1 protein-coding gene is annotated in these 262 nt (G+C 76.0%); it reads right to left on the bottom strand.

The features are described from left to right. On the bottom strand, positions 1-262 hold a 262-nt coding region (locus OO52_RS45820), incomplete at both ends, for an AMP-binding protein (protein ID WP_037671822.1).

The raw sequence follows: 262 nt of genomic DNA, 5'->3' as shown, positions 1-262 counted from the left end.
GGCGCGAGCGCGTGGACCGGGTTGTCCGAGGGCTGATCCTGCACGTCCAGCGTGTCCAGCAGCAGCACCGGCGTCGCGGCGGCGGTGTCCGCCGGGGGGCGGTGTCCGGTCGTCGTCAGCACGAGCGCGGGCCGGGCATCCCCGACCATGTGGGCCACCCGGACCGCCGGATAAGCCGGATCAAGCGGCAGGTAGGCCGCGCCCGCCTTCAGCACCGCCAAGACCGCGACGACCAGGTCCGCGCCGCGCGGCAGCGCCACCG

The sequence above is a fragment of the Streptomyces flaveolus genome, from assembly GCF_000716535.1.
Lineage (GTDB): Bacteria > Actinomycetota > Actinomycetes > Streptomycetales > Streptomycetaceae > Streptomyces > Streptomyces flaveolus_A.
The sequence above is the reverse complement of the archived record's forward strand: the minus strand, read 5'-3'. Positions and strand labels throughout refer to the sequence as shown.